The 18,317-nt window shown below is 57.3% G+C and carries 15 protein-coding genes; 4 read left to right on the top strand and 11 right to left on the bottom strand.

The genetic code is table 11. The features are described 5' to 3' along the window. Positions 1–23: 23 nt before the first annotated feature. Positions 24–695, bottom strand: a complete 672-nt coding sequence (locus ACR0LF_RS00200) for a hypothetical protein (RefSeq protein WP_480573216.1) — start codon at positions 693–695, stop codon at positions 24–26. Positions 696–921: 226 nt separating this feature from the next. On the opposite strand from ACR0LF_RS00200, the gene ACR0LF_RS00195 reads away from it, so the two are divergent. Next, complete coding sequence (locus ACR0LF_RS00195) at positions 922–2,148, top strand: efflux RND transporter periplasmic adaptor subunit (RefSeq protein WP_480573213.1); 1,227 nt, start codon at positions 922–924, stop codon at positions 2,146–2,148. Next, positions 2,145–5,945 carry an efflux RND transporter permease subunit gene (locus tag ACR0LF_RS00190; protein WP_480573211.1) on the top strand — a complete coding sequence of 1,267 codons (3,801 nt, stop codon included), beginning with the start codon at positions 2,145–2,147 and terminating at the stop codon, positions 5,943–5,945. The genes ACR0LF_RS00195 and ACR0LF_RS00190 overlap by 4 nt, the downstream gene beginning before the upstream one ends. A gap of 45 nt (positions 5,946–5,990) precedes the next feature. On the opposite strand, the gene ACR0LF_RS00185 is transcribed toward ACR0LF_RS00190, so the two are convergent. The 3 genes from ACR0LF_RS00185 to ACR0LF_RS00175 form a co-directional block, all read right to left on the bottom strand. Beyond that, positions 5,991–6,314 carry a hypothetical protein gene (locus ACR0LF_RS00185; RefSeq protein WP_480573208.1) on the bottom strand — a complete coding sequence of 108 codons (324 nt, stop codon included), beginning with the start codon at positions 6,312–6,314 and terminating at the stop codon, positions 5,991–5,993. A 145-nt stretch (positions 6,315–6,459) separates the two neighbouring features. Next, a complete protein-coding gene (locus ACR0LF_RS00180) occupies positions 6,460–8,277 on the bottom strand; it encodes an ABCB family ABC transporter ATP-binding protein/permease (RefSeq protein WP_480573205.1) in 1,818 nt (605 codons plus the stop codon). Between the two features lie 59 nt (positions 8,278–8,336). Continuing rightward, positions 8,337–9,698: a LysM peptidoglycan-binding domain-containing protein gene (locus ACR0LF_RS00175; RefSeq protein ID WP_480573202.1), complete on the bottom strand. Its 1,362-nt coding sequence runs from the start codon at positions 9,696–9,698 to the stop codon at positions 8,337–8,339. 127 nt (positions 9,699–9,825) lie between these two features. Here ACR0LF_RS00175 and ACR0LF_RS00170 point away from each other — a divergent pair, with 127 nt between their 5' ends. Then, a complete protein-coding gene (locus ACR0LF_RS00170; RefSeq protein ID WP_480573199.1) occupies positions 9,826–10,377 on the top strand; it encodes an LOG family protein in 552 nt (183 codons plus the stop codon). Between the two features lie 43 nt (positions 10,378–10,420). On the opposite strand, the gene ACR0LF_RS00165 is transcribed toward ACR0LF_RS00170, so the two are convergent. Both ACR0LF_RS00165 and ACR0LF_RS00160 read right to left on the bottom strand, forming a co-directional pair. Further along, a complete protein-coding gene (locus ACR0LF_RS00165; protein WP_480573196.1) occupies positions 10,421–10,882 on the bottom strand; it encodes a baeRF12 domain-containing protein in 462 nt (153 codons plus the stop codon). Between the two features lie 316 nt (positions 10,883–11,198). Beyond that, positions 11,199–11,798 carry a superoxide dismutase gene (locus ACR0LF_RS00160; RefSeq protein ID WP_480573193.1) on the bottom strand — a complete coding sequence of 200 codons (600 nt, stop codon included), beginning with the start codon at positions 11,796–11,798 and terminating at the stop codon, positions 11,199–11,201. Positions 11,799–11,898: 100 nt separating this feature from the next. Here ACR0LF_RS00160 and ACR0LF_RS00155 point away from each other — a divergent pair, with 100 nt between their 5' ends. Then, a complete protein-coding gene (locus tag ACR0LF_RS00155) occupies positions 11,899–12,660 on the top strand; it encodes an FkbM family methyltransferase (protein ID WP_480573190.1) in 762 nt (253 codons plus the stop codon). A gap of 33 nt (positions 12,661–12,693) precedes the next feature. Here ACR0LF_RS00155 and ACR0LF_RS00150 read toward each other — a convergent pair whose 3' ends face one another. From ACR0LF_RS00150 to ACR0LF_RS00130, 5 genes are all read right to left on the bottom strand, one after another. Beyond that, positions 12,694–13,137 (bottom strand): hypothetical protein, encoded by a 444-nt coding sequence (locus tag ACR0LF_RS00150; RefSeq protein WP_480573187.1) that lies wholly within the window; start codon positions 13,135–13,137, stop codon positions 12,694–12,696. A 17-nt stretch (positions 13,138–13,154) separates the two neighbouring features. After that, on the bottom strand, positions 13,155–13,631 hold the full coding sequence (locus tag ACR0LF_RS00145) for a hypothetical protein (protein WP_480573184.1): 477 nt from the start codon (positions 13,629–13,631) through the stop codon (positions 13,155–13,157). 697 nt (positions 13,632–14,328) lie between these two features. Beyond that, a complete protein-coding gene (locus ACR0LF_RS00140; protein WP_480573181.1) occupies positions 14,329–14,895 on the bottom strand; it encodes a sarcosine oxidase subunit gamma in 567 nt (188 codons plus the stop codon). After that, positions 14,888–17,917 carry a sarcosine oxidase subunit alpha family protein gene (locus ACR0LF_RS00135; protein WP_480573178.1) on the bottom strand — a complete coding sequence of 1,010 codons (3,030 nt, stop codon included), beginning with the start codon at positions 17,915–17,917 and terminating at the stop codon, positions 14,888–14,890. The genes ACR0LF_RS00140 and ACR0LF_RS00135 overlap by 8 nt, the downstream gene beginning before the upstream one ends. Before the next feature lie 67 nt (positions 17,918–17,984). Further along, positions 17,985–18,314 carry a sarcosine oxidase subunit delta gene (locus ACR0LF_RS00130; RefSeq protein ID WP_480573175.1) on the bottom strand — a complete coding sequence of 110 codons (330 nt, stop codon included), beginning with the start codon at positions 18,312–18,314 and terminating at the stop codon, positions 17,985–17,987. Positions 18,315–18,317: the final 3 nt, after the last annotated feature.

The following is an 18,317-nucleotide window of genomic DNA, read 5'->3' as shown; positions in this document are numbered from 1 at the left end:
ATTAAGTCTTTTATCCCGCCTGTTCAGCCCTGTTGCGCCACAAGGGGTTCTGGTTCGCCACCCAAAGCGACAATCAACTGTGCCGCGCGCTGCTGCAGATCAATGCCTACCTCGGCATCCTGACGCAGCGCTTGCAAACGCTCCAGCGCTGCGTCGACATTCCCCTCGGACACGTCGATCAGAGCCAATTGTTCTTCAGCCAGCAGACGCAGGGGCGCGCCCGGTGTCGCCAGCGCCTCGAACTGTTGCCGACGATCCGCAGCAGGCATGGTGTCGCTTTGCAACAGCAGCGCCTTAAAGCTTGCAATGGCGCGATAAATCTCGGGCAGATCGCCCTGCACAGCAACCTCGTTCAGGCTGTCGACCGCGTCCTCGCGTGATCCGGCCTCGACCTGAGATGCAGACAGCAGCATGTTCAGAACGGCATCCCCGCCGGGCGACATCGCCTCGATCCCCCTGAGCCCGGCAGCGCGTGCGTCCGAGTCGTTTTCCGACAGAGCCGCCAGAATCGAGTCACCCAGATTCTGCGCCTGCGCGGCATCTCGCGCCTTGCGGTATTCATTGAACGCCGCTCCGCCCACAATAAGCACGACGGCGACCACACCAACCCAGCCCCAGCGGCGCAGCAGCAGATACATCCGGTCGCGGCGTACCTCTTCCGTGACCTCATCAATGAAACTGTCTGTGTCGCTCATTCCTGCCCCCTGGGCTGTGTATCTTGTATAAGTGGGCCATGTCATACCCCGGCACCAACGCCAAGCCAAGGGTCCGATTTTGCACATTTTCACCGTTGGGCTTCACTCTTGCGTAAAAAACTAAACCGAACTATTCAGTTCAGTGTGGAAATTGCCTGGCCGACGCCCCATTTCTTAACGAGGCGGCCCCGCTCTTGTTGGCGCAGAATTCTAGGAGAAATACTGTATGCGTTTGATTTCATTCATCAACGCCCTTCTGGTGATCGTTGCATTGTATTTTCTTGTTTTTGAACGCGACACTTTGTTTGCTTTCGCCGGACGCGGTGACGCAGAGGAAACGACGCAAAACGAATCCGCCGAAGCCGACAATACCGATATCACTGCCGTGGGCGTCGTCGCGCTGCGCTCGAAAGCGAGCGAGATTGACAGTGCAGTCCTGTTGCGTGGGCAAACCAAAGCGAACCGACAAGTCGAAGTGCTTGCAGAGACCACATCCACGGTAATCTCGGAACCCAAGCGGAAAGGTGCCTTTGTCGAAGCCGGTGATATTTTGTGCGAGCTTGACCCCGGCACGCGTCCTGCGCAACTGGCCGAAGCTATGGCTGGTAAACTGGAGGCAGAAAGCCGCATTCCCGAAGCAGAAGCGCGCCTGCAAGAGGCGCACGCGCTGGTGGCCGAAGCTGAAATCAACCTGACCGCGTCCCGCAAGTTGGCGGAAACCGGCTTTGCCTCGGAAACCCGTCGGATTTCCAGCGAAGCGTCGATGAGCACTGCCAAAGCGGGTGTGAAATCCGCCGAAGCCGGGCTCGAAGCCACCAAGGCCGGTATTGAGGCCGCTGCCGCCGCTGTTGAGGCTGCGCAACGCGAGGTTGGCCGCCTGACCATCACGGCCCCTTTCCAGGGTCTGCTGGAAAGCGATACCGCGGAACTGGGCAGCCTGATGCAGCCCGGATCGCTTTGCGCGACTGTTATCCAACTCGACCCGATCAAGCTGGTCGGGTTCGTGCCGGAAACCGAGGTCAACCGCGTTCAGGTCGGTTCCGAGGCGTCGGCAACTCTGGTCACCGGGCGGCAGCTTGGCGGCCGGGTGACGTTCCTCAGCCGTTCGGCGGACGAGACAACGCGCACATTCGAAGTAGAAATCACTGTTCCGAACCCGGATCTGACGGTCCGCGACGGTCAGACCGCGACCATCCAGATTGCCTCCGAGGGTGCAAAGGCCCATCTGTTGCCGCAGTCCGCCCTGACCCTGAACAACGAGGGGCAGTTGGGTGTCCGGACTGTCAGCGCGGGCAATTTGGTCGATTTCATGCCTGTGCGTATTTTGCGCGACACCGCCGAGGGCGTCTGGGTGGGCGGGTTGCCTGAAACCGTCGATATTATCGTTGTCGGGCAGGAATTCGTGACCCGCGGCGTCACTGTCGCGCCAACATATCGGGAAGCATCAGAATGACCGGCATCGTCAGTTGGGCCGCTGGCCGGGCCCGCATGGTCCTGGCCTTTATTGCCATTTCCCTGATCATCGGCGGCTTTGCCTATGTGAGCCTGCCTAAGGAAGGCGAACCGGATATCGATATCCCGATGCTTTTCGTATCGGTTCAGTTCCCGGGAATTTCAGCTGAGGACAGTGAAAGCCTGCTGATCAAGCCCATGGAAACCGAAATGGCCGATCTCGACGGGCTGGACAAGATGAGCGCAACCGCCGCCGAGGGCTATGCTGGTATTCTGCTGGAGTTCGAGTTCGGCTGGGACAAGTCGGCCACCATCGCTGATGTGCGTGATGCGATGAATACAGCTCAGAGCGACTTCCCTGACGGGGCAGAGCAGTACACCATCACCGAAGTCAATTTTTCGGAATTTCCCATCGTCATCGTCAATCTGACCGGTGCAGTTCCCGAACGTACCATGGCGCGAATCGCCAAGGATCTGCAGGACGATCTAGAAACACTTGATTCAGTTCTTGAGGCAGGGATTGCAGGCAATCGCGACGAGATGCTCGAGGTCGTGATCGATCCCCTGCGCCTTGAAGCCTACAATGTCACCGCCAACGAACTGATCAACGTGGTCCGGAACAACAACCAGCTGATCGCAGCGGGTGAGGTCGAAACTGCGCAAGGTACGTTTTCGGTCAAGATTCCATCGTCGTTCAAAACCGCTCAGGACGTTTATGGCCTGCCGGTCAAGGTCAACGGGGACCGGGTCGTTACCCTGGGTGAGTTGGCACAGATCAACTACACCTTCGAAGACCGCGCGGGCACCGCCCGTTTCGACGGTGAGTCAACCGTGGCGCTGCAGGTTGTCAAACGCAAAGGCTTCAACCTGATTGATACCGTTGCCGATGTGAAGGCGAAAGTAGCCGAGGCAAAATCGAAGTGGCCAGCCGAACTGCAAGCCGCAGTTGATGTAGGCACCTCCAACGACCAGAGCCGTATCGTCGACTCGATGGTTCGTCAGCTTGAAGGGTCGGTTCTGACCGCCATCGCACTGGTCATGATTGTGGTTCTGGCCTCATTGGGTACACGCGCCGCCCTACTGGTTGGCTTTGCAATTCCAACGTCATTCCTGCTGTGCTTTGCCTTTCTGGCGGTCATGGGCGTCAGTATCTCGAACATGGTGATGTTCGGGTTGATCCTGGCCGTCGGCATGCTGGTGGATGGTGCCATCGTGGTGGTCGAATACGCCGATAAACGCATCAGGGAAGGTGTCGGTCCGATGCACGCCTATGTCGAGGCGGCGCAGCGGATGTTCTGGCCCATCGTATCTTCAACAGCCACGACATTGTGCGCGTTTTTGCCAATGTTGTTCTGGCCGGGCGTTCCTGGCGAATTCATGAAAATGCTGCCGATCACGCTGATCTTCGTTCTGTCGGCATCTCTGATTGTGGCACTGATCTACCTGCCGGTTGTGGGGGGTGTATCCGGTCGCCTCAGCCGGGTCTTTGATCACACTTCTGACTGGTTGCGCGCCACGACCCCGTGGTGGGTGCGCGCGGTTCTTGTCGCACCCGTACTCTACATGATGTTCCTGGGTGCGATGCAGATGGTGAACCCCGAATACCTGATGCCGGACTCATCCTGGCTTGGTGTGATATTCGGAGCAGTTCTGCTGATGTTCGGTGCATTTGGCGGCTCAGTTGCGTTAAGTGCCGCCAAATTTGAACGTGCCGAGGAAGATCGTGTTCATAGTGCGGATGAACGCTCGCCGGTCGGCCATGTGATCAAGTTCCTGGTCGGCAACCCGATAATGCCCATCGTGTCTCTGGCGTTGGTTTTCGCTGCAGTTTACACGGTTGCCTTCGTCTGGTTCCCGAAAGAGTCCCGAGGCGTTGAATTCTTCGTGGAAAGCGAACCCGAGCAGGCAACAGCCTTTGTACGCGCCCGGGGGAACCTGTCATTGGATGAAAAAGACGCGATGGTTCTTGAAGCCGAACAGATCATCGGATCTCATCCAGCCGTCATCAATGTCTTTGCATTTGCCGGCGAAGGCGGTCTGAATCAGAATGACGGTGGCGCTCAGGCTCCGGCTGATACAGTGGGCCAGGTGCAATTCGAAATCATCCCTTGGGAAGATCGTCCTAATGTTTCGGAATCGGCCCTTTGGGGTTTGTTCGAACGGCACTTCGTTGCGCCAGAGTTTGACGGCGACTTCGTAATTGATGAGTTGAACGCCCAACTGGCCACAATCCCCGGGATCATGGTCGAGATCCTGCCGCTGGAACAAGGGCCAGCGTCAGCCAAGCCCGTTCATCTACGCATCAAAGGTGACGGGTGGGACGACCTGACAACGGCAACGGTCGCGGCGCGCGAGATTTTCGACGCTACACCGGGCCTGATCAAGATCGAAGACACTCTGCCCCTGCCGGGCATCGACTGGCAGATTGACGTCGACGTCGCCAAAGCCGGCCGGTTCGGCGCTGACGTGGCCACTGTCGGCGCCATGGTCCAGTTGGTCACGCGCGGCATTCTGCTGGGCGAGATGCGCCCGGACAGCACGGACGAAGAGATCGAAATCCGCGTCCGCCTGCCGGAAGAAGATCGCGTTCTGTCGACACTGGACACGCTCAAGGTGCGCACTCCGGACGGGCTGGTGCCTTTGTCGAACTTCGTAACGCGTAAACCGGTATCCAAACTGGCCCAGATCAACCGTGTCGATCAGCAGCGTTACTATGATGTCAAAGCGGATGTGGAACCGGGATTGAGTACGGTAACGGTCGAAGGATCCGATGGGCAGCCCGTGCGGCTGGCCGTCATGCGTGAAGTGACAGAAGGTTATACCCCAACACGTACTGTTTTGGACGGCGCGGGAGGAAAGTCATACGAACTGGTTCAACTCACCGGTGCAGAAAGTATCGATCAGCTGCGCAGTACGATTGAAGACGGGGATGCGCAGTTTGCGCTGATCAACCCGAATGAGCGGATCGCAGTTCTGACGGAATGGCTTGAAACCGGGCCGTTCGCCAACTCGATCAGTTGGGAATGGACGGGCGATCAGGAAGAACAGGAGGAATCCGGTGCCTTCCTCGTAAACGCATTCATGGGCGCCTTAGGGCTGATGTTCGTGATCCTGCTGGCGCAGTTCAACTCGTTCTACAACTCGGTTCTGGTTCTGCTGGCGGTCATTCTGTCGACCACCGGGGTTCTGATCGGCATGATCGTGATGGAACAGCCGTTCTCGATCATCATGACCGGAACCGGCATCGTGGCGCTTGCTGGGATCGTGGTGAACAACAACATCGTCCTGATCGACACCTATCAGGAATACAGCACCTACATGCCCCGTATCGAAGCGATCATCCGCACCGCAGAGTCGCGCATCCGCCCTGTTTTGCTGACTACGCTGACAACAATGGCGGGCCTGACACCGATGATGTTCGGCCTTTCGCTGGACTTCATCAATGGCGGCTATTCCATCGACAGCCCCACTGCCCTGTGGTGGAAGCAGCTGGCCACGGCCGTGGTCTTTGGTCTGGGCATAGCGACTGTTCTGACGTTGATCGTGACACCATCGCTTCTGGCGCTACGGGTCTGGGTGACGACCTATGCCATTTGGTTCAGCCGACTTCTGGCCCGCGTGACTGCCGGCCGGTCCAGCCGGATCGCGCAGGACATGGCCATCGGGCGCTCGGCCCGTCAGATGCGGGCCACCGAGATTGTCTGGGATGATGAGCCGCAAACAGGAAGGCCGATACAGGACAGTCGCTCGGAGCGACCCGATCACCCGCCAACATCGCCGCTCAAAGCAGCCGAATAGTGAAAATGGCGAACCGCAAGGTTCGCCATATTTCTTTGCCTGGACTTAGTCGACGAATTCATATTCACCCAGATCACAGAGATCCAGGCCATAGTCTTCGACCGACGAACCATCATCGAACGCCCCGCGAATATCGTAGATGCAGGTGGTCAAACCGTCCGCGATAACAACGTCGGCTTCATAGTCGGGAGCCAAGTATCCTCCCCGCAGCAGGTTGCCTTCCCAACTGTCGGAAGACGCTGGTGAGATATTGAACTCGACCAGATCAGCGCTGGAGCCGTTTATGATCAGGAATTCAAGATCCTCGGCCGATACTGAGGTGGCCATAAAAACGGTCGCTGCCAACGCTGCCGCTGCACGTATTTTCATTAGTTATTCCTTTGTTCTGGATGGGCTAAGGTGTATTGCACCGTAACGATCAGTAGATACTCACCAACGAAAATAAACGTCAATTGAATACTGGATGAATTATCGCCGTCTTGGGCGGTGACTCATACGGGTTGCAATGACTGCATCAGGCAGCGTCTGCTTGCTGTCGGTTCCACAATTGCGAGTATCGACCCGCATGCGCCAGCAACTCGTCATGTGTGCCCTGTTCAATGATCTCACCAGCTTCCAGAACCACGATCCTGTCAGCCTCGGCGATGGTGCTGAGGCGATGGGCGATGGTGATCACCGTGCGTCCCTCTCCCGCGCGCGCCAGAGCATCCTTGATGTCCTGTTCGGTATCCGTATCCAGGGCCGAGGTTGCCTCGTCCAGCAACAGTATTGGCGGGTTCTTCAGCAATGTCCGCGCGATTCCGACGCGTTGTTTTTCACCCCCGGACAGCTTCAGCCCCCGTTCGCCGACCATGGTGTCGTAACCGTCGGGCAGAGAAGTGATAAAATCGTGGATTTGCGCTGCTCTGGCTGCGGCTTCAACCTCTTCCGGGGTGGCACCGTCGCGGCCATATGCAATGTTGTAACGGATGCTGTCATTGAACAGCACCGTGTCTTGCGGGACGACACCGATGGCCGCGTGCAGGCTGGTCTGGGCTACATCCCTTACATCCTGCCCGTCAATTCTCAGCGCCCCTTTGGTCACATCGTAGAACCGAAACAAGAGCCGCCCGATTGTAGATTTGCCCGACCCCGTTGCCCCCACAATTGCGACGGTCTGCCCCGCCGGAACAGTCAATGAAACACCTTTGAGGATTTCGCGCTCAGGGTCATAGCCGAAATGCACATCGTCCAGCGTGACTTCGCCGCCGTTCACCTTCAGGTTCGGCGCACAGGCTTTGTCCGTGACCTCGGCAGGTTGCTCGAGCAAATCGAACATCTGCCCCATATCGACCAGAGACTGTCGGATTTCCCGATAAACCGTGCCCAGAAAGTTCAGCGGAACGGTGATCTGGATCATGTAAGCGTTAACCATAACAAAATCGCCCACTGTAAGCGTGCCGTTCTGAACGCCAATGGCGGCCAGAACCATCACTCCGATCAAACCGCAGGTGATCAGAAAAGACTGACCGAAATTCAGAAAGGCCAGCGAGTACGCCGTTTTCAGTGCCGCACCGGCATAGGCTTTCATTGATACGTCATAGCGCTCAGCTTCGCGCGCTTCGGCATTGAAATACTTGACGGTTTCGAAGTTCAGCAAACTGTCGATGGCGCGCTGATTGGCTTCGGTGTCCTGATCGTTCATCTCACGCCGCAGCTTCACCCGCCATTCGGTTACCGCAAAGGTGAACCAGATATAGAGGCCTATGGTGACGACGACGACCACCAGATACCAGACATCGAACAGCCACATCAGGATGATGGCGACCAGCAACAATTCCAGGATCAGGGGCCCAATCGAAAACAGCAGGAAACGCAGCAGGAAATCGACCCCTTTGACACCCCGCTCGATGATACGGCTGAGCCCCCCGGTACGGCGGGAAACGTGGTACCGCATCGAAAGGTTATGAATGTGCCGGAACGTCTCCAACGCCAGCGCGCGCAAGGCCCGTTGGCCGACGGGGGCAAAAGCCGCGTCGCGCAGCTGTTGGAAACCCACCGTCATCATCCGCGCCACACCATAGGCCACGGTCAGCCCGACCGCGCCCAGCGCCACAGGCGGCACGCCCTCGCCTGCCAACGCATCAACCGCCCCTTTGTAGAGGATCGGCGTATAGACCGCGATCAGCTTGGCCAGAACCAGCATGGCCATGGCAATAACCACACGGCGTTTTACCCATGGCTCATCCTGCGGCCACAGATACGGGGTCACCTTGCGGATCGTGCGCCAGCCCGAGCTGCGCTCTTCACTCTGAACCACGTCGTCAGAGCTCTTAGGAAGTGTCCGTCTCATCACGTACCTTATCTGCGGTCAGAGAAAGACCCCGGCCCGCAAGGGACCAGAGACGCTGATTATTCAGGTATTGTAAATATCTGCCCCGGATAGATCAGATCCGGGTCACGGATCAAGTCGCGATTGGCCTCGAACAGCCGCACATAAAAAACACCGTCGCCAAACCGGTCGCGCGAGATGGCCCACAACGTATCACCCCGTTGCACCGTGACGGAACGGATGGCCGGTGTAACCTCCTGCGTGCCCGGCTGGTCGGATCCTGCGGCGGCCTCCAGAACCTCGACCGGTTCACGCTTGAACGGCGTTTCGACACGGCTGAGTACTGTTCCGTCCGTGTTCACCGCATCGACGCGCAAAGTGTAGACACCCGGATCGATCCCTTCCAGATCACTGCGCCAGCTGCCATCCTGCTCGGGGCTCAGATCGGCGATCAAGCGATTATTCAGATACAGGCGAACAGCTGCTCCGTCCTGAACGCGCCCGGTCAATTGGACATCGCCGGTGTCGGAATAGCCGATTGTGTCCAACGCGATCTGCTCCGGGGGCGTGTCCCGCACCACGGGGGGCTGCACAAGTTCAACACCGTCTTCGCCTGACCGCAGCACTGCAACCTGCTGATCCGGTTCGGGGGTCGCTGCTGGCCGTTCCGCGGTTTGAGCTTCCTCGGTTTCGGGCACAGTGGCTTCAGTTTCAGCGGTTTGACCCTCGGCTCCGGTGTCGGGATCAGCTTTCACGTCCGTTGTTGCGTCGGCGATCTGGACTTCCGCATCCGTCGTCGCGCCCTGATCTGGTGCAGTAGGTTGTTCAGCGACCGGCTCCTCTTCGACTGGCTTCGGCAAGGCGGCGATCAGATAATCGTCAGACTGCGTGGCCTGCGCCCCATCCTTGCTTTGCAGGACCAGCCCCTGAGCCGTGTCGCTGAAGGGGATCGTAACGAATTCGGCAAACTGTCCGCTGCTATCCACGGTAAATGTGTGTACGACTTCTTCGTTCACCAGAACTTCGATCTCGCTGCCGGGCGCGGCGTCGCCAGACAAAAGCGCTGTTCCATCTGTTTCAACAAAGATCTGGTCCAACACCGGGGGAACTGCTGGTGCTGCTTCTGCAACGTCCGCTGGTGCAACAGCAATATCCGTGTCAGAGGCGGCTTCGCTTGCCCCTTCGTTTGGCCCGTCCGCAGGTTCATCTTCTACAACTGTCGCCTGCTCAATCGGGTTTGCGGCCTGCACCTCGGGCGCTTCTGCCTGCGCTTCAGGCTCCGGAGCAGCGGCGGATGCAGTTTCCGGCTGGGCACTTGGCTCTGGTGCCTTGGTGAAGACACCGGACAGGTACAATCCGCCTGCACCCAATATCGCGACAAGACCTGCAATCACACCCCAGATGAAATTGCTCGAACTTCCGTTTCCCGATTTGGCGTCCATTATTTTCCTTTCACCCCACCGAGCAAAAGCTTTACGTTCAAAAGCCTTCCGGCGGACAGTTGAGCCAATCTACCAATCCCGCTATCACGGGTCAAAACCTCTGACACAACCCCGGAGCCCCCCTTTGATGTCTCAGAAATCTGTCTGTGTGTATTGCGGGTCACGCAATGGAGCCGAGAAGTCTTATTCTGAAACCGCACAGCACTTCGGCACGCTGCTGGCGCAAGAAGGCTGGCGGCTGGTCTATGGGGCTGGGGATGTCGGATTGATGGGCGAAGTGGCCCGTGCCGCGCAAAATGCCGGAGGTGAGACCTTTGGCGTCATCCCGGTGCATCTGGTCCAGCGAGAGGTTGGCAAGACCGACCTGACTCATTTCGTGATCACCGAGACAATGCACGAGCGCAAGAAGGTCATGATCATGAACGCCGACGCGGTCGTGGTTCTGCCCGGCGGCCCGGGGTCACTGGACGAATTGTTTGAAGCGCTCACATGGCGACAGCTTGGCCTGCATGACAAACCCATTATCGTAGTCAATGTGGATGGCTACTGGGATGCGTTGCACACATTGCTGAACCAGGTCATCGGCCAAGGCTTTGCCGATGCGTCACTGGCAGATTTCATCACATGGGTGGACAACGCCGACGCGGCCATGGTCACCTTGCGAGACAAACTAAGCTGACCTTGGCCGAAGGTGCGGGCGGTTGAACCGCCCGCCAAGGTGATCAGGCCGTGCGGCCCTTTGGTTGCAGGCTGTGGCGCACCACCTGCTCGACCTTGTGCAAGGGATGGTTGGTCAGGGTCTTGTTCACCTCGGCCACGACCTTGCCCAGCACTTCGCTGTGCAACCGGCGACGCAGCAGGCCCAGAACATGCGGGCTGGCCACAAGAACCAACCGCTTATAGGCCCCTTTCAACCCTTTACGATTCAGCAAGTTCGCCAGATCCTGCACGAACAGGGTTTTTGCATGGGTCTTCCACGTGGGTTCTTCGACCGCCGATTTCTGCTTTGGTCCGCTGTCATTACGGCGACCCGCGCGGTCGGACGGTTTTCCAATCAGATTTTCCTGTTCTTCGACTGCGACGACGACAAGATTGGGATCGTCTGCATCAGTGATATTCTCCATCACCAATGCTTTCTCTCCATCTGCAACAATAACCCAAGTTCCCTGCGTAAGTGCGACCATTGCGATCTCCTGTAAAGGTTGTTCTCTGGGTGTCCCTCGACCCGTCGGGCATACGGATTTGTTGGCGCAGCAGCAGTGCGCGGCCCGATCGTTGTTTGAATTGGTTTGCGGTTCTCTCCCTCCGCTCTCAAAAGATGTGTATTGAGAAACGGCAAACAAGGTGCAGGTACACCGAAAGGTGACCTATCGGCAGGTTTTCACCGGCAGATCATCAACTCTTTAAACTGGCAATTCGACGAAAACCCGCAGGATGAAATAAAAAAACCTGCCAGCGTCACCGCCAGCAGGCCTTTCAAAAACCCTAGTCGGGATAAATTTACATCCGCGATGCGACGTTTTCCCAGTTCACCAGATTGTCGAGGAAGTTCGACAGGTACGCCGGACGCTTGTTGCGGAAGTCGATGTAATAGCTGTGCTCCCACACGTCACAACCCAGCAGAGCGGTCTGACCAAAGCACAGCGGGTTCACGCCGTTCTCGGTCTTGGTGACAGCCAGCGAACCGTCGGCGTTCTTGACCAGCCAGGCCCAGCCCGAGCCGAACTGACCGGCACCAGCGGCGCTGAACTGAGACTTGAACTCGTCAACCGAACCAAAGCTCTCGGTCAGAGCCTTCTCAAGCTCTCCGGGCATGGCGTTGTCGCCGGGGCCCATCATTTCCCAGAACTGGTTGTGGTTCCACAGCTGGCTGATATTGTTGAAGATACCGTTCTGGGCAACTGCGTTTGCGTCGTAGGTGCCAACGATGATCTCTTCCAGCGACTTACCGTCCCACTCGGTGCCCGTAATCAGCTTGTTGCCGTTGTCGACATAGGCCTTGTGGTGCAGGTCGTGGTGATATTCTAGTGTTTCGGCGGACATGCCCTTGGCTGCCAGCGCGTCATGTGCATAAGGAAGATCAGGAAGTTCAAAAGCCATGTCGGCCCCCTGTGAAATATAAGTTGCGGTTCCCAAGGGTTAAATGCTTTGGCAGCCGCCTCAGGTCAAGAGCCGAGACAAGAAAACCCGGAGGCAGGCGATGCTGACACAGGCGCGCAAGATGTTCTACCGCGCCCGCGGATACTATGCGGGCAACCTGAACGGAGAGCTATTCCGCCTTGATCCTTACCATTCGAAATTCTGGCGCAAGGCGTCAGCCGGCAATTGGGAACCCGAAACATTTGCCGTTCTGGATCAGTTTCTGACACCTGAAAGCGATTATCTGGATATAGGGGCGTGGATCGGCCCCACCGTCCTCTACGGTGCACGCAAGGCACGCCATGTGTGGTGTTTCGAGCCCGACCCCACCGCATTCCGGCATCTGGCTTGGAATCTTGACCTGAATGGGGTTCAGAACGTCTCGGCCTTTGGAGTGGCCTTGTCTGATCAGTTCGGAGTTGCCCGCATGGCCTCTGTTCGGGGCGAACCCGGAGATTCGACCAGCTCGCTTCTGCATGATGGCGCACACGGGTCGGATGCGTTGACCATCGCATGGGATCAGTTCGAAGCCGCAAACGACCTATCCCGTGTGTCCTTGGTGAAGATGGACATCGAAGGTGCCGAATACACAGTCCTTCCAACCCTTATCTCATTTCTGAAAAAGCATCGCCCGGCGCTTTATCTTTCCACTCATGCACCGCTTCTTGATCCAGAGGTGCGTAAAGATCGGATGGAGGAGATTGCCGATCTCCTTTCCTTTTATCCATCCTGCCAAACCAGCGACACAACCCGCATCGGATTAAAATGCTTGGCCGATGCCTCGGCGCTTACTGGATTCCAAACATTTTTGCTGACCGGCTGAGGCCCTGGAACAGGAACTCAGCCGATCAGCTTCTCAATACAATGTCGGTGCAGAGATAGGTTTACAGGCCCCGCTGCCGCTTGGCCGGTTCGTCACGTTTGCCTGCGGGAAACTGGCCCGGAGTCTAAAGTTGTTAGTTCTGGGATCAAATGTTGCAGTGTATGCAACCCTGTAATTGCCCGATGTTTTAGCCTGCAGGGTTACGTTCCAGGATAAACGGTATTCACCTTTTCGCGTTTCTTTGAATTTCGCGTCAGCTGGGGTTTCCGCAGGAATGCCTGCACGTTCATTCGATGCACGTATGGCTCCACCGAAAGCTCGGGCGCGCTTATTTTCGCTATCCACACTCAGCAAGATTTTAGGAGGAATCCATCCCCTGGCTTCAATGCTATGGAGATCACATTCGTAGTTCTTGACATCAGCCTGCGCGGTCGCAGCAAACATCCCAAACATCAAAGTACAAAGAGTAAGCTTCATCATAGTATTCCTGTGATTTAAGAACCAGGGGCCGCTATGGGTTTGCATTTTCCCTTCGCAAAGCCGTCGCGTGGAAGATAGGTGGAAGTGCTGGCTGACTTAGCGATAGCCTTCATTGTTTTCCGATTCAAATTCACCGTAAATTCCAAATTGAGCAGATCAATCGCATCGTATCGCGATTCATTGGTCGCGTATGTTCGACCGCTTTCTGTATAGGTGTAGTTCTGTCCGACCCACCCAATCAAAAGCACTTTTGGAGTATCACGTTTAACTCGGCCAGTGCTGAAATCGGTGTCAATCTTGGGAATTTCGACCTCATGCAAAAACACCGAACGGCCAAACTCATCTACGGAGAAGACAACGCGCTCGGGCGTCGGGCGATTAACAAGACCACTGCCAAAACTACACTCATACGTCTCTTTAAAGGTCTGGGCGAACGAAACCGTCGAGATTGCGGCAAGTCCTACTGCCAATGCGAGTGCTGATGGATTCATAAAAAACTCCTATAAATTATTGACTTAGAGATAAAATTTCAATGCACTTCCCGTTGGCGTTGCCATCATGGGAGGCTTGTACGTTCGACCTTGAACTCGCGATTGCCTGCTTCGTTTCGCGATTTAAGAAGATAAAAAACTCCTGTCGGCCTAGATCAAGAACCTTGTTTCGAGGATCGCCTGCCCTCGTCCGCCGGCCGGTATGCGAAATCGTATACGCGTCACCAGGCCAACTTATTGAAAGCAATCGAAAGCTGTTACGACTTATCAAAGCCGACATTTTAGAAGTATCGACTCCCCGCAATTCGACTTCGTGCAAAAGAGCCGAACGACCATATTCATCAACTGAAAAAACGACACGGGTTGGTGTAAGCCGGTTCGCAAGACCCTTTTCAAAGACACACTCAAACGACTCCGAATACGTCTCGGATAGGGCCACGTCAGGCATAGTCGAAAGGGCGATTAAACCGCTTACGAGCAGTCCAGTTAAATTCATCCTAGTGTTTTTTCCAAAGTCTTTTATCTATCAGTAGCTTAGTCACGAGGCACCCGCAATAGGAGAAGCTGCAGACTCCAGCTCGCGCAAACTTCCACTGCAAGATCTGACGTTCCACTGACGGGAAAGGGCCTTGCTAATACATAGGCCACCTGCACAGGGCAGGTGGCCATAGCTTTTCATGTCATCTGTCAAAAGTGATCAGTAAACCCCGACCTCACTGCCCGGCTGCGCGGCAACCTTGAGCAGTTTGAAGACGTAATCCGCAGTCGACCGGAAGCAGACGACGCGGAAGGTCTCGGCGTCGTCCATCCAGAACGCGCCTGCGACCTGCGCCAAGCGCGAGCGGCGGAGTTGACCGGGCTGGAAAGCTTCCGTCGAAAAATCGACAGGAGCCACTTTGCCGATAACCTCGCGGGCATTTGAGCCCGAGACGCGGATAACCGCACGGGCATCCGACACGTTTACTGCCAGAGCGTGAATGCCGCTGAGCGATTCATTCATAGCCGCCAACTTTTCGTTCACCTCGGCGTAAGGTACCAGCACGATCAGCTCGTCCGGCGACATCCAGCACACGCCGGTGTCTCCGTTCACGATTGCTTCGCGCTGGCCCGGTACCTTCTGCCCGGTCGCGTCCTTGACGGCCTTGGCCAACGCCTTGTCCGACAGATCGCCGCGCAGGGTGATCATACCCTGCAGGCCAGTTTCCTCAACTTTGGCGATGCCGTCAAAGCTGGCGTGGTTCAGTGCGCTGATGGGTTCAGACATTCTGCTTCTCCCCGTCCTTGTCGAAGAAGATCGGGTCCACGATCTTGGCTTTGTAGGTTTTGCCGTCGGTGCCCGGGAACTCGACAATCTCGCCCATACGATCCGGGCCGTGTTTGATCAAACCCATTGCGATACCTTTGTCCAGGTTGGCCGAGTAATAGGTCGATGTCACGCGACCGATCATGTTGCGTTGACCGTTGGCATTGACGCCTTCGCCCACCGCGTAAGCACCATCCGGCAGAACTGATCCATCCACAGTCTCAAGACCGACCAGTTTCCAGCGTTCGGGATCGGCCATGTGGCTACGGGTTTGCGCCCGCTTGCCCAGGAAGTCCTCTTTCTTTTTCGAGATTGCCCAGTGCAGCCCCAGATCCTGCGGGATCACGGTACCGTCGGTTTCGTCCCCGATCATGATAAAGCCCTTTTCGGCCCGCAGGATGTGGAGACATTCGGTGCCGTATGGCATCACACCAAACTCCTGCCCAGCTTCGTTGAGCGCATCCCAGAACGCCTGACCCTGGCTGGCAGGAACGGCGATTTCATAGGACAGCTCGCCCGAGAACGAGATGCGGTACGCGCGGCAATCGAACTCGCCGATCTTGCCGTCGCGCCATTCCATGAACGGCAGCGCCTCTTTGCTGACATCCATGCCACCGCCGGCCTGAGCGTTCAGCTTTTCCAGCACCTTGCGAGCGTTGGGGCCAACCACGGCGACCTGCGCATATTGCTCGGTGACGTTCGCGACGTAGACTTTCCAGTCCCACCATTCGGTCTGCAGCCATTCTTCCATGTGGCCATGGATGCGCTCGGCACCGCCGGTGGTGGTGTGGCACAGCCATGTATCCTCGTCGATACGAGCGACAACGCCGTCATCGATCAGGAAACCGTTTTCCGAACACATCAGGCCATAGCGGCATTTGCCTACTTTCAGCGTGGACATCATGTTGGTGTACATCATGTCGAGGAACTTGCCTGCGTCCGGGCCTTTGACGACCAGCTTACCCAGCGTCGACGCGTCCAGCAGGCCGAGGTTTTCGCGGGTGTTTTTCACTTCGCGATTCACCGCGTCATGCACGGATTCGCCGGGGCGCACATAGGCATAGGTCCGGCGCCAGTGGCCGACCGGCTCCCAATCGGCGCCGTTCTTGTCATGCCAGTTGTGCATCGGTGTCTGACGGATCGGCTGGAATACGTCACCCCGCGCTTCGCCGCCGATCGCACCCATCGAAATGGGGGTATAGGGCGGACGGAAAGTCGTGGTGCCAACCTTCGGAATCTCTGATTCCAGTGCATCAGCAAGGATCGCCAGTCCGTTGATATTGCTCAACTTACCCTGATCCGTCGCCATACCCAGCGTGGTGTAACGCTTGGTGTGTTCGACGCTTTCATAGCCTTCGCGTGCCGCCAGCTGAACGTCGGACACTTTGACATCGTTCTGGAAATCCAGCCACGATTTCATACGCAGTTGAATTTCGGCGTTGGCCGGCATCAGCCAGACCGCTTCCATCTGCGCCTCATCCGTGGTCTCGCCTGCGGGCGCGGCAGAGCTTTTCGGCTCATAACCCGCGGCTTTGGCTGCCGCCTGACCTGCCGCATGCGCGTCGGTCAGAACGTCGCCCAATGCCAGCGGCCCGTTCGAGGCGCCAGCAGCCAGAACAAAGCCATCGCCATTCGCGCCCAGAGGCGGACGGGTCGGGTCCGGGCGGAAATGCGCGTTGGCGTCATCCCAGATCAGCTTTCCGCCGCAATGCGACCACATGTGCACGACCGGAGACCAGCCGCCGGACATGGCAACGGCATCGCACTCGACCTCTTCGCGTGCGCCACCGACGCCTTCCTGATTGCAGATCGACACTTTCTTGACGCGCTTGCCGCCTTTGACCTTGGCGATGGCTTTGCCGGGATCGACGCGGATACCCAGTTGACGCGCCTCTTCGGCCAGTGGACCGGCGGTGGCGCGCGCATCGACGACACGCAAAACATCCACACCTGCCTGTTTCAGGATGATTGCAGTACGGTAAGCGTCGTCGTTGTTGGTCGCGACGATGACGCGATCACCGGGGGTTACACCCCAGTTCACCACATAATCGCGCATGGCCGACGCCAGCATCACGCCAGGCACGTCGTTGCCTGCAAACGAAAGCGGACGTTCTATTGCGCCAGTTGCAGTTACGACCTGTTTGGCCCGGATGCGCCACAGGCGATGGCGAGGACCTTGCACGCCCGGCGTGTGGTCCGTCAGGCGCTCGTAACCCAGCACGTACCCGTGGTCATAGACACCCGCGCCCATGCAGCGGTTGCGCATGGTGACGTTTTCCATTGTTTCGAGTTCGGAAACTAATTGTTCCACGAACTTATCCACAGGCTGGCCATCGACGGTGCCGCCGTCAACCGGGGCGCGACCACCCCAGTGGGCCGTCTGCTCAATCAGAAGAACCTTGGCACCGGACAGCGCTGCTTCTTTGGCGGCTTGCAGACCGGCAACACCACCGCCAATCACCAGAACATCGGTGAAAGCATAGAAGTGCTCATAGGTGTCCGCATCCTTGGTCTCTTTGTCGGGCGCTTTGCCCAGACCAGCCGACTGGCGGATGAAGGGTTCGTAGACATGTTTCCAGAACGGCTTCGGATGGATGAACATCTTGTAGTAGAAGCCAGCCGGCAGGAACCGCGACAGGTGGGTGTTGATCGACCCGATGTCGAATTCCAGGTTCGGCCAATGGTTCTGCGACACCGAGGTCAGACCGTTGAACAGTTCGGTCGTGGTGGCGCGTTGGTTTGGCTCGAACCGGGCACCCTGCCCCAGACCGACCAGGGCGTTCGGCTCTTCCGCGCCGCTGGCGACGACGCCGCGCGGGCGGTGGTACTTGAACGACCGGCCCATCATCATCTGGTCATTGGCCAGCAGAGCCGAGGCAAGCGTATCGCCTTCGTACCCCTGCATCGAGGTGCCGTTGAAGGTAAAGGTAACCTGTTTCGACCGGTCAATCAGCCGGCCTTGTTTTGCGAGACGGGTGCTCATGTTGCGGACCTTTCGCAGATGGAGGCGTCAGAGCCTCCGGCGGGAGTATTTTTGAAAAGATGAAGCATCAGGAGAACTCTCTCCATTTCCAGCCGGGACGTTTGGCTGTGATGGCATCTTTGATCTCTTGCGGCGGCTCGGTGGTTTGGGCCGAGTACGTGCCGAAGACCTCAAGCGTCTGTGTGCAGCGCGCGGCGTGGAACCATTTTCCGCAACCGTTCGCATGGCGCCAGCGCTCGAAATGAACGCCTTTGGGGTTTTCGCGCATGAACAGATAGTCGTGGAATTCGTCATCCGACGAGCCGGGGCCGTGGCGCTTCAGATGCGCCTCGCCGCCTGCGGCCAGTTCCGATTCTTCTGCGTCCACGCCACAATAGGGGCAATTCAGGATCAGCATGTG

This window comes from Ruegeria sp. E8, assembly GCF_056533985.1.
This window is presented reverse-complemented; position numbering and strand designations above follow the sequence as displayed.

What these genes read in the sequence shown, in the direction of transcription:
- ACR0LF_RS00165 (WP_480573196.1), bottom strand. Translation starts at nt 10,882, where the DNA reads ATGGTCGCACTTACGCAGGGAACTTGGGTTATTGTTGCAGATGGAGAG.
- ACR0LF_RS00180 (WP_480573205.1), bottom strand. Translation starts at nt 8,277, where the DNA reads ATGAGACGGACACTTCCTAAGAGCTCTGACGACGTGGTTCAGAGTGAA.
- ACR0LF_RS00185 (WP_480573208.1), bottom strand. Translation starts at nt 6,314, where the DNA reads ATGAAAATACGTGCAGCGGCAGCGTTGGCAGCGACCGTTTTTATGGCC.
- ACR0LF_RS00150 (WP_480573187.1), bottom strand. Translation starts at nt 13,137, where the DNA reads ATGAAGCTTACTCTTTGTACTTTGATGTTTGGGATGTTTGCTGCGACC.
- ACR0LF_RS00155 (WP_480573190.1), top strand. Translation starts at nt 11,899, where the DNA reads ATGCTGACACAGGCGCGCAAGATGTTCTACCGCGCCCGCGGATACTAT.
- ACR0LF_RS00190 (WP_480573211.1), top strand. Translation starts at nt 2,145, where the DNA reads ATGACCGGCATCGTCAGTTGGGCCGCTGGCCGGGCCCGCATGGTCCTG.
- ACR0LF_RS00135 (WP_480573178.1), bottom strand. Translation starts at nt 17,917, where the DNA reads ATGAGCACCCGTCTCGCAAAACAAGGCCGGCTGATTGACCGGTCGAAA.
- ACR0LF_RS00130 (WP_480573175.1), bottom strand. Translation starts at nt 18,314, where the DNA reads ATGCTGATCCTGAATTGCCCCTATTGTGGCGTGGACGCAGAAGAATCG.
- ACR0LF_RS00170 (WP_480573199.1), top strand. Translation starts at nt 9,826, where the DNA reads ATGTCTCAGAAATCTGTCTGTGTGTATTGCGGGTCACGCAATGGAGCC.
- ACR0LF_RS00160 (WP_480573193.1), bottom strand. Translation starts at nt 11,798, where the DNA reads ATGGCTTTTGAACTTCCTGATCTTCCTTATGCACATGACGCGCTGGCA.
- ACR0LF_RS00140 (WP_480573181.1), bottom strand. Translation starts at nt 14,895, where the DNA reads ATGTCTGAACCCATCAGCGCACTGAACCACGCCAGCTTTGACGGCATC.
- ACR0LF_RS00145 (WP_480573184.1), bottom strand. Translation starts at nt 13,631, where the DNA reads ATGAATCCATCAGCACTCGCATTGGCAGTAGGACTTGCCGCAATCTCG.
- ACR0LF_RS00175 (WP_480573202.1), bottom strand. Translation starts at nt 9,698, where the DNA reads ATGGACGCCAAATCGGGAAACGGAAGTTCGAGCAATTTCATCTGGGGT.
- ACR0LF_RS00200 (WP_480573216.1), bottom strand. Translation starts at nt 695, where the DNA reads ATGAGCGACACAGACAGTTTCATTGATGAGGTCACGGAAGAGGTACGC.
- ACR0LF_RS00195 (WP_480573213.1), top strand. Translation starts at nt 922, where the DNA reads ATGCGTTTGATTTCATTCATCAACGCCCTTCTGGTGATCGTTGCATTG.